General features: G+C 44.2%; 10 protein-coding genes and 1 tRNA gene. 6 read left to right on the forward strand and 5 right to left on the reverse strand.

All coding sequences use genetic code 11. The features are described from left to right. Positions 1-312: 312 nt before the first annotated feature. Positions 313-1,470, reverse strand: a complete 1,158-nt coding sequence (bioF, locus tag IQ224_RS17500; protein ID WP_002747137.1) for an 8-amino-7-oxononanoate synthase — start codon at positions 1,468-1,470, stop codon at positions 313-315. Between the two features lie 47 nt (positions 1,471-1,517). Then, positions 1,518-1,877, reverse strand: coding sequence for a DUF6464 family protein (locus IQ224_RS17505; RefSeq protein ID WP_002747143.1), 360 nt, complete (start codon positions 1,875-1,877; stop codon positions 1,518-1,520). Positions 1,878-2,291: 414 nt separating this feature from the next. On the opposite strand from IQ224_RS17505, the gene IQ224_RS17510 reads away from it, so the two are divergent. Continuing rightward, positions 2,292-2,840, forward strand: coding sequence for an RDD family protein (locus tag IQ224_RS17510; RefSeq protein ID WP_002747145.1), 549 nt, complete (start codon positions 2,292-2,294; stop codon positions 2,838-2,840). Between the two features lie 207 nt (positions 2,841-3,047). Then, on the forward strand, positions 3,048-3,323 hold the full coding sequence (locus IQ224_RS17515; RefSeq protein ID WP_002738957.1) for a hypothetical protein: 276 nt from the start codon (positions 3,048-3,050) through the stop codon (positions 3,321-3,323). A gap of 110 nt (positions 3,324-3,433) precedes the next feature. Here IQ224_RS17515 and IQ224_RS17520 read toward each other — a convergent pair. Beyond that, positions 3,434-3,507 (reverse strand) — tRNA-Arg (locus tag IQ224_RS17520). Positions 3,508-3,611: 104 nt separating this feature from the next. Next, positions 3,612-3,803, reverse strand: coding sequence for a hypothetical protein (locus IQ224_RS17525; RefSeq protein WP_194033283.1), 192 nt, complete (start codon positions 3,801-3,803; stop codon positions 3,612-3,614). 206 nt (positions 3,804-4,009) lie between these two features. On the opposite strand from IQ224_RS17525, the gene IQ224_RS17530 reads away from it, so the two are divergent. Next, complete coding sequence (locus tag IQ224_RS17530; RefSeq protein ID WP_194033284.1) at positions 4,010-6,535, forward strand: mannose-1-phosphate guanyltransferase; 2,526 nt, start codon at positions 4,010-4,012, stop codon at positions 6,533-6,535. Positions 6,536-6,613: 78 nt separating this feature from the next. Here the strand turns inward: IQ224_RS17530 and IQ224_RS17535 are convergent, their stop codons facing one another. Further along, entirely contained in the window at positions 6,614-7,996 is a 1,383-nt protein-coding gene (locus IQ224_RS17535) for a flavin monoamine oxidase family protein (protein ID WP_002747151.1), read from the reverse strand. 411 nt (positions 7,997-8,407) lie between these two features. Between IQ224_RS17535 and IQ224_RS17540 the strand changes: the two genes are divergently transcribed. From IQ224_RS17540 to IQ224_RS17550, 3 genes are all read left to right on the forward strand, one after another. Next, entirely contained in the window at positions 8,408-9,256 is an 849-nt protein-coding gene (locus IQ224_RS17540) for a M28 family metallopeptidase (RefSeq protein ID WP_002747152.1), read from the forward strand. 225 nt (positions 9,257-9,481) lie between these two features. Then, complete coding sequence (locus IQ224_RS17545) at positions 9,482-9,856, forward strand: nucleotidyltransferase family protein (protein WP_002747155.1); 375 nt, start codon at positions 9,482-9,484, stop codon at positions 9,854-9,856. Next, positions 9,853-10,335: a hypothetical protein gene (locus tag IQ224_RS17550; protein ID WP_002747156.1), complete on the forward strand. Its 483-nt coding sequence runs from the start codon at positions 9,853-9,855 to the stop codon at positions 10,333-10,335. The genes IQ224_RS17545 and IQ224_RS17550 overlap by 4 nt, the downstream gene beginning before the upstream one ends. Positions 10,336-10,775 lie beyond the last annotated feature (440 nt).

The raw sequence follows: 10,775 nt of genomic DNA on the forward strand, positions 1-10,775 counted from the left end.
CCATTTTTGGTGCTTTACTGTTTCTCAAATGCCTTTTTTCGCTCCTTATGTTTATTTTTATGCTCACTTTGATTTTTTCTCTCCGTAATTTCTCTCTGTGACAGCTTAGGGTGCGGAATGTGGGTTGGATGCAATCTTTGCAGACCTACGCAAAAAAGAAGCAGCAAGCGGCAGAGAAGTCGTAAACTTATTGCGAAAGCCCAGTCTAACAAGTCGTTGGAGCGGCCAGGCTAGAGAGCTTGATGATGGGATCAAGGATGCTAACCGCCGCTCAACTTAGTTGTTCCCCACTTCCCACGAAAAACTTTTTCTCTATGTGGGGAAAGATTCGCCAATAGACTGGACAAGAACCTCTAGATGGGCGAGGCTATGGGTGGCCATAGCAGTAAACCGCAGACGACTGGTGGGAACGGTAGGAGGACGAATGGCGGGGGCAAAAATCCCTTTTTCTAGCAGTTTTTGCGATAATTCTAGGGCTTGACCCGGATTGGCTACCGGTAAACATAAAATCGCCGCTTCCGAAGGCAATATATTAAGATTATTTAATTTACTCTTGACAAAATTAATATTTTGGTGTAGGCGTTGGCGACGTTCCGGTTCCAGACGAATAATCTCTAAAGCCATTCTAGCAGCGGCGGTGTCGGCGGGGGATAAACCAGTAGTATAAATCCAAGTAGCGGCGCGATTGCGGATAAAATCGATAATTTTGGCGTTTCCGGTCACATATCCCCCTAAACTGCCTAAAGCTTTACTCAGGGTCCCCATCTGAATTAATTCCCGTCCTTGACAACCACAATATTCCACGCAACCTGTGCCGTTTTCCCCCATAACCCCAGTAGCGTGGGCCTCATCCACCAAAACCATGCAATTATAAATCTCGGCTAGAGCGAGAATTCCCGCTAGGGGACAGATATCCCCATCCATACTAAACACTGTATCGGTGAGCAGTAAACAATGACGATAGTGATGACGGTGGGCTAATAACTGATTTTCTAAGTCTTCGAGACTATTGTGCCGGTATTCTTTCACCGTGGCACCGCTTAACTTGGCTCCATTTTTGAGGCTAGAGTGATTGTATTGATCGCCTAAAATCAGGTCTTTCTGCCCCACTAAACAGGTAATTGTCCCCAAATTGGCTAAATATCCCGAACTAAAAACGATCGCGTCTTCGCTATTTTTAAAGGATGCGATCGCTAATTCTAAGTCTCGATGAAGATCTCGGTGTCCACTTAATAGACGCGAGCCGGTGCTTCCAGTTCCATAGCGTTGTGTTGCTGCTATGGCTGCCGCGATCATTCTTTCATCGGCTGCTAATCCCAGATAATCATTACTGGCAAAATTAATCAGCGATCGACCCTCTAATTCTATAACGGCTCCGCCCCGGCCTTGAATGGTTTTAACCCTTCGATACCAATTGGCCCGATGGAGGGTTTTTAAGCTATCCTCGATCCAAGAGTAAGGATGATTCATGGGTGATTTGTCAATATATAGCCAGATTATTGCCGAAAAAGGCTCTTTTAAGGGTTAATAGTTTCGTAAAAACGACAATCTTGACAGGGACCGGAGGGGTTAATCGCACAGCGCAACAGTTCAGATCTGGCGTTAAAACGACAACTAGCATCCCCCATCACCCAACGTCCTTCAATCAAACTTTTTTCGTTAGGGGTGGGAGCAGTTTGTACATAAAGGGAAATTTTGCGTAAACAATAGCCACCAATCTTGTATTGATACTGGTGGTGACGTTCCAAAACCGCATAGGTTTGTCCTTTTAAGGCCAAATAATTACCCGGTTGTGGCATCCAATCCAACTGTATCTCTCCCAAACTTTGCCGCGGATGGGTCAGAATAACCTCCGTTGTTAATGAATCTTGCTCCATGATTATCCCTGTATTCTGGGCTACCTTTGCTCAATGGTAGCTTAGATCTCCGAGTCGATTAATAATTATATCTCCTGCAAAAATCAAAAATCTTCGGTTAGGTAAGCAGACTCCCAGACAGAAGACTCCGAGACAGGGGGAGAAAAAAGACAAGGGACAACTATCCTAGAATTGCCAATTTCCCGATTAGAGTAGAAGATAAACCGCAGGATTTTTCCGAGAATTGACTTTAAACCTCTTGCATAATTAATTTTTCAGGGTTCAAAAACTGCAAAAATAAGGATTAAATGGCATAAATTCTGTAAAGAGACCATTTAACTGATTATTATTCATTCTTAATTCTCCTGACTCCTGACTACTGGCTACTGACTCCTAACCCTAACAACAATTTTTGATTTTTAGAAGAGGTCTTTTATGGTTTACCCGATCCCGCCTGAAGATAATCTACCGCAAAAATTTCCGAAAATTCCCTTAGATCGTCGGGCCTATGCTTTCCTGATCGACTTTGCCTCGATCTGGTTTTTAAGCTCCTTTGCTAGTGGTGCGCCCGTACTGCAATTCTTCCTTTTTCTCCTGATTTGGTGGTGTTTGCGGGTGTTATTGGTAGCGCAGAATCAGGGTCAGAGTTTAGGACGTTGGGCCCTGGATATGAAGATCATCGATCTACGACTTCAGCGTTTACCCGGAATTTTGGAGTTAAGCAAACGAGAGGCGATCGCTGGTGGCGGGGCAGCTTTAATGATGGTAGGGTTAAATACTTTTTTTGGCAATCCTTTAAGCTTGATTTTATTATCTTCGCCCCTTTTCGCCGATTGTGGTATGGCGATCGGTGATGAGCAATTGAACCGCGCTTTCCACGATCGCATCGGTGGCACGATTGTTATTCCCACCCGTCGGGGTTTTTCTCTCGATCTACGTTTAAGAAGGCTTTGGTATCAAGTTAAGGGCAGAATGAGAAGATAAATAGCAGTTATCAGTGATCAGTGATCAGTTTTAAGTTTTGAGTGATACTAAATCCGGTTATTAAAAACTGGTTATTTATTCCCCCTTTTGCCTTTTGCCGTTCGGCTGTCCTGATATATAGCCTATACTCAACGGATTTAGTATTATTCCGCCATCCGAGGGGCATCGGTGGGGGACAAGAAATTAGTCTATTAGGAGTTTACCAAAATGTCAGAAGACAGATTAGAGCGGATCGAGAAAATAGTGGAATCGAACGCTCGCGCTATTCAATCCCTAGCTGATGCCGTCGCTAGTGACCGCGAAGAACGGAAACAGGAGAAAAAAGGGCTTTACGATTACCTAGCTCGAATAGCAAGCGCACAATCAGATTTTTATGAGACTCAAGCCGATTTTTACCGGCATCTAGAGAGAATGGATGATCGACACGCTCAAATGATTGAAATCATCCGACAGATTAACGAGAACAGAAGCGATCAAGCCTAACCTCACCTCAGTAACGTGAAAAGCTCTATAAATAGCAGTTTACCAGTATCTTTTCACTGTTTACTGTTTACTGGACGGCTACGCCGTGCCTTTGGCAACACTGAAAAAGGCGGGATCGGCCGGGATCGAACCGGCGGCCTAGTGCTTAGGAGGCACTCGCTCTATCCAACTGAGCTACGACCCCTTTTTTCCCTAACCATAATAAGCCATCCACGGCTAAACTGTTGATTGCCATCGACACCCAGCTACTTTCTGTTTTATGGCCGCAACCTTGGCAGTATGTTAATTTTATTTGCCCTTGAGGGCTTTTTTAAAATTCTTGCGGTAGGCGGGATTAACAGCCAACAGAAGCGGCCAGAACAGTGTTAAAGCTAAACGATTGGGTAAACTGGAACTAAAGTTAGTGCTTCTGTACCCATTCCAGAATTTCCAACCAACGAAACCATAAGCAATTATTAAGATAAAAACAACCAGTTTCATGCCATCTCATCCTTGAATTTAGACAATTCACATCTACTATTTTAAGCTTGGGTTTTGCCGACTTGGGAAAAGAAAATATTGTCCTGAATCCGGGAGACGGTGTTAGAATGCCGGTTAGGAACTAGATCGATCGAGATAGGAAAACTAAAGCCAGAATTTGCAAAAACTATTTAAAAACGGCGAAAAGATAGCCTTGGGAGGAAGTTATGCGAGCGGTACTAATGGCAGGTGGTTCAGGGACAAGATTACGTCCGCTTACTTGTGATCTTCCCAAACCGATGGTTCCGATTCTCAACCGTCCGATCGCAGAACATATTATTAATTTACTACGAAAGCATGACATTACCGAAATTATCACCACCCTACACTATCTTCCCGATGTCATGCGCGACTACTTTCAAGACGGCAGCGACTTTGGGGTAAAAATCACCTACGCTGTGGAGGAGGATCAACCCCTAGGCACCGCAGGATGTGTGAAAAATATTGCCGAATGGTTAGATGATACCTTTCTGGTGATTAGTGGCGATAGTATCACTGATTTTGACCTGCAAAAAGCGATCGCATTCCATAAAAGCAAAAACTCGAAAGCAACCCTCGTCCTAACGCGCGTTCCCAATCCGATCGAATTTGGGGTAGTGATTACCGACAAAGAAGGCAGAATTCGCCGTTTTATCGAAAAACCATCCACCAGCGAGATTTTTTCCGATACTGTCAACACCGGAACTTATATTCTCGAACCAGAAGTCCTCGATTATCTCCCCTACAAAGAAGAAACCGACTTTTCTAAAGATTTGTTTCCGCTGCTGCTGCAAAGGGGCGAACCTATGTATGGTTATGTGGCCGATGGTTATTGGTGCGATGTCGGTCATCTGGAGGCCTACCGAGAAGCGCAATACGATGCTTTATCCGGCAAAGTTAACCTGGAATTTCCCTATCGAGAAAAATCCCCCGGGGTGTGGGTCGGCACTAATACCTATATCGATCCTAGCGCCCAGATTGAGGCCCCGGCCATGATCGGCAATCATTGCCGCATTGGTGCAAATGTTCTGATCGAGAGGGGTTCGGTTATCGGCGATAATGTCACCATCGGCGCTGGTTCCGATCTGAAACGTCCCATCCTCTGGAATGGTGTGGTGATCGGGGATGAGGTCAATTTAGCCGCTTGTACGATCGCTAGAGGAACTAGAATCGATCGACGGGCCCAGGTACATGAAGGTGCGGTGATCGGACAATTATCGATCGTCGGGGAAGAAGCGCAGATCAATTCTGGGGTAAGAGTCTGGCCGAGTAAACAGATCGAATCGGGAGCCATCCTCAATATTAACCTGATTTGGGGAAATACTGCCCATAAAAACCTCTTTGGTCAACGAGGAGTATCGGGCCTCGCTAACATCGATATCACGCCCGAATTCGCCGTTAAACTGGGGGCAGCCTACGGTTCCATCCTGAAACCGGGGTCAACGGTAATCGTCTCCCGGGATCAACGTAGTGTCTCGCGCATGGTCAGTCGATCGCTGATTGCCGGTTTAATGTCCGTGGGGGTGAATATCCAAAACCTACAAGCGAATGCTTTACCGATTTCGCGGACTTTAGTGTCAAAATTAAACGTAGTCGGTGGCATTCACGTCCGTATCCATCCCGATCGCCCGGATTTTCTCTTAATCGAGTTTTTAGACGAAAAAGGGATTAATGTTTCCAAAGCGAGGGAAAAGAAAATCGAAGGGGCCTATTTTAAAGAAGATCTGCGACGGGTGGGAATGCAGGAAATCGGCAGTATGTCCTATCCGGCTGATATTCTCGATAATTACCGCAAAACCTTTGAAACTCAGCTAAATGTGGAGGCTATTCGCAATAGTAGTTCCAAAATCGTCATTGATTACGCCTACGGAGTCTCAGGGGCAATTTTACCAGAATTACTGGCTAAATTTGGCTGTGATGCCGTGGTTCTCAATGCCAGTTTACGTCAGAATGCCCTTTCCATGCAGGAAAGAGAGTTACTAATCCATCAATTGGGCCATGTGGTGGAGGCCCTGAAAGCGAACTTAGGGGTACAAGTTTCGGCCAACGGGGAACAATTAGTCCTCGTCGATGAGAGTGGTTTATCGATTCGCGGGGAACAATTAACTGCTCTAATGGTGAATGCAATTCTGACCGCCCATCCTCGCGGTACAGTGGTAGTGCCGGTTCATGCTTCTAGTGCCGTGGAACAGATCGCACGTCGTCACGATGGCCGGGTGGTGCGGACAAAAGCTAGTCCTAGCGCTTTAATGGAAGGATGTCAAACTAATCCTAACGTGGTTTTAGGAGGATCTGGACAAACTGGCTTTATTTTTCCGCAATTACATCCCGGTTTTGATGCCATGTTCAGCGTAGCGAAACTTTTGGAGATGTTAACCATTCAGGAACGTTCTCTAGCTCAGGTGCGGGCCGAGTTACCGCGCATTTACAATAAGAATACGGCGGTGCGTTGTCCTTGGAAAGTCAAGGGATCTTTGATGCGCTATCTGGTGGAAACTCACGCGGATCTTAATCTAGAGTTGGTCGATGGAGTCAAGGTGATTAATCCCCTTAATGATGACTGGGTATTGATTTTACCCGATGCCGGAGAACCTTTAGTGCATATCTATGCTAACAGTGAGCAGCGGGAATGGGTCGATCGGACAATTAAAGAATATCGTCATCGTGTCCAGTATTTCGTCGAACATTACCAGGGCGAAATAGTGATGATTTAGGATTTTTTGCCCTATTAGCCCCGAAACTTGACTATGATGACTTTTTTGACCTAAAAGGTGGCGTAGCCCTGTAGATGCTCATTTTTCCCGCAAAAGGAAGGCGATTCGATCGGCCGCTGCCTCACCGGTGCGGATCGCTCCCTCAAAAAATCCTGGCCAGCGATCGGCCATTTCTGTGCCAGCCCAGTGAATCGGTCCGACGGGAGTAAAAAGAGCCTCGCCGAAACTTGTCCAGACTCCGGGGGGCATAAAAGCGGCATAGGCGCCACCAGTCCAGGGATCCCCGGGCCAATCCACCTCATCGTAACTGATCGGGAAAAGAGCCTCTTGACCGAAATAAATAGCTAAATCCGAGAGGACGGCGGCACGACGCGCCAGACTACTCATGGAGTGCCAACGAATATAGCGATCGCCAACCACAAAGGTGGCGATTACCCCGACACCGGTTTCGGGATCGGAACTATCAGCACAGAGTTCCAACCATTGACAATTCCCCTGAGCAACTCCCGCTAGTCCCTGTTTTCGCCAGAAAGGTTGCTCATAGGAAATCAGGATTTTAGCGCAGCATCCCATCGGTACTCGTTGGGTTAGTTGTTCTCGCTGGGGTGGCAGCGGGGGATGATAAATAATGCGGCCGGCAAGATGGGGCGGCATGGCAATGATGGCAAATTTGGCGGTAAAAGTGTTCTGAGTGGTTTCTATGGTGACACCGGCCGAGTCATAATTAAGGCGAACAACTGGTTCCCCCAGTCGAATTCGCTCTCCTAACTCCGCCGCGATCTTGTCGGGAATTTGTCCGGCTCCGCCATGAATCAGTTCGGCCTCTGGATGTTCGGCCTGAGGGGCGCAATTTTGTCCCCAAAGAACGTGCAGCAGTGAGACTTGTTGGGGTTCGGCCGGCCCGAGAAAACCCACTGCACGCACCATATAAGCAAAATACCATTGACCAAAATCTGTGCTGGTGTTTTCTTCAATCCACTGGGCAAAAGTTTTACTATCTAGTTTTTTGGTGTGATCGTTGCTTTGGGGATAACCGGAAGGTAGGGTTTTGGCTAGTTCTTGAAAACGCGCCCATGCTGACATCGCATCTTGCCATTCTGCCGGGCCGATATCGGGTACTTCTCCCTCGTGGAAACCTTGAAAAAAACCATTGAATTCATAGCGTTTGTTGTTAAAGACTAGGACGGTTTTTCCCTGATTGGGAGAGGGAAAACGACGTATTTTATACTCATCAAGGAGGGCTAAAAAACGCTCTTGGGTTGGACCCACCCACTGACCACCTCGATCGATCCACTGTCCGGAGGGGAGATATTGACCAGACATTCTACCACCGTAACGATTTCGCGCTTCGATCACCAGAACTTGATGACCTTGCCTCTGGAGATTCCGCGCGGCGATTAATCCTGCTAATCCCGCCCCGACAACGATACAATCATAGCTAGTCCACTGGAGATTTGTCATGATTTTAGCTTCACAGAATATTTTATAATTAACAATTATTATTTTCCCAGATTTTTCCCTCAGTTGCTCTATCCATTGGCTCTTTTGATTAAATTATCTGCTAAGTATCTAAGCACAATTAATTACACATCTAAGCCACTACTCCGTCAGACTTCTGCTGTGATCAGTAAACAGTGAACTGAAAACTCAAATCCGATCCCTAATAGCTGTATCCCGTCTCCCGTCTCCTGTTTCCCGTCTCCTGTCTCGACTAGGAAATTAATTCTGCACGACTACTTAAGTAGTCGGACATAAATTCTGTTGTCTATCTTAAGAAATGTAAATTGCCGCAATTCTTACTGACGACCGACGACCGGCTCCTGACTCCTTACCCCACAGTTAACTTTACTTTTGTCCAACTACTTATCATCAATGTTTGATCTTCTTAGCGATCGCTTAAGCCAACACCTAGAACAAATTGTCCGAGAAAGAAACCCTTTTTTCTCTAGTCAAGGACATTTTTATGTGCGAGAATACCTACGGCAAGAGTTAGGAAATTGGGGAAAGGTTAAATCACATTGTTTCCCTTTTCAGGGAAAAGTTTACGAAAATTTAATCTTGGATTTGCCTAACAATAGTCAAAAACCTCCGATTTTAATTGGCGCTCATTATGACACGGTGCCGGGGTCGCCGGGGGCTGACGATAACGCCACGGGATTAGCGGTATTATTAGAATTAGCGAGGTTTTTTGGGGAGAATCAGGCTAATTATCCAATTCGTTTAATTGCCTTCGATCTAGAAGAATACGGATTACTGGGGAGCATTGCCTACGCAGAAAAATTAAAACAAACTAAGCAGGATTTAAGGTTAATGTTATCATTAGAAATGCTCGGTTACTGTGATAAAAATCCCCATTCTCAAAAATATCCAGCTTTTCTAGAACATTTTTACCCCAACACCGGGGATTTTATCGCTTTGATTGGCAATCTCAAAACCCGCAAGGATTTAAATTTTCTCAGTCGAGTCCTGCGAGAAAATCAGACTCCCTGCGAATGGTTGCCGGTAATTTTTGGAGGTTATATCGTCCCCGATACTCGACGCAGCGATCATTCTCCCTTTTGGGATTGCGGTTATTCGGCAATTATGGTGACAGATACTGCTAATATGCGTAATCCCTATTATCATAGTTCTCAGGATACAATCGCTACTTTGGATTTAAATTTTCTAACAAGAGTCTGTCAAGGTCTCTGTTTTGGATTGCAATCTTTACCGATGAGATAAAAGTTAGCGTGTAGGGTGAGTTAGCGTTAGCGTAATGCACTAATACCAGTTAGAAACTCAACATTATTGACGACATTGGTGTGGTTGGGTTTCGCTCAAGCGTCACTAATATTTGACAGACAAAAGTTATTATTGCTCAACCCAACCGACAAAATCGGCGATCGTTTATCACAAAAATTGCTATCATAGAAACTATTGATATTCAATGATTTAGGGGTAATCATAATGACACAGTTAACTGAAGAACGAAAACAAGAGATTATTGCTGAAGTTTTAGCAGCGAGAGCAAACCGTGAACAATTTCTATTAGAGATGAAACAACGGCAACAAGCAGGGTTAAAAATTGCTCAAAAATGTGCTAGTCTCCTTAAAGAGAAGTATGGAGTCACGAAAGTTGTTTTATTTGGTTCATTGTTAAATTATGAAGAAATAACTCCCCATTCTGATCTTGATTTAGCGGTTTGGGATTTACCAGAGAAAGATTATTTTAAAGCGATAGCAGAGTTAGATAATGGACAGGATTTTGAGGTGGATTTAGTACAAGTTCAAAAGGCTCATACTTATATTTTAGAGGCAATTGCTCAGGGGGTTGAATTATGACTAATTTATCAATTCAAGATAGAATTAATCAAGAACTCAATAAAATTATTCAAGCCCTACAACAGTTAGAGATATTTTTAAGAGAATTATCTAATCAATCGGATGTCATGTATCAAAACGCATTAATTAATTCTATTGCGCTTAATTTGCATGGAGTTTATACTAGAATTGAGCGTATATTTGAAGTGATTGCTAAAAAAATTGATCAAAGATTCCCAACGGGGGATAAATGGCATCGAGATTTATTAGAGCAAATGTCTGTTGATATACCTAGGGTGAGAAAAGCAGTTATTACAGAAGAAACAAGGCTCATTTTGGATGAATTAAGGCGGTTTCGTCATCTGGTGAGAAGTGCTTATTCTTGCCAATTAGATGAGGAAAAGGTTTTAATCATCGCCCATCAAATTGTTAATTCTTATCAAACCATAATCAATGACATTCAATTGTTTTGTAATAATTTAAGTAAGGGAAAAACTTAATTAAAGATAACCCAATTTACAAGATCACCTTCGGTGCGCTTTCAGCGAGTGGCGTGCTGCTATGCAGTGCCGTAGAGTATCGCACTATCTATACTTGATAATATAGTTGACAGAAATATTTTTTGGACGAGTTTCATAGATACTGACGCGAGCAGGAGGGCTATCAGGACCTGTAGTCTGTTTTATCTCAGATGTTTGTCCAACTGAGCCAGTACCCGGTTGTGCTTGTGCTGACAGGAGAATAGCATTATAGCAGCAATTCTCATTTTGAAAAAAATTCAGATAAAATTCTCTTATTTAAATAGAGAACTTGTGTAGAAGCATTATTTTTTGACAGATAATTATCATCCAACGCTGGAGATAGACAGGTTTTAAGAACTTTGTCCATGAAAAATCGATTTCAACTCATAAATCTGGATGAAATTCTAACAAAATTTTTA

The organism is Microcystis sp. LEGE 00066 (assembly GCF_015207925.1).
Taxonomy (GTDB): domain Bacteria; phylum Cyanobacteriota; class Cyanobacteriia; order Cyanobacteriales; family Microcystaceae; genus Microcystis; species Microcystis ichthyoblabe_A.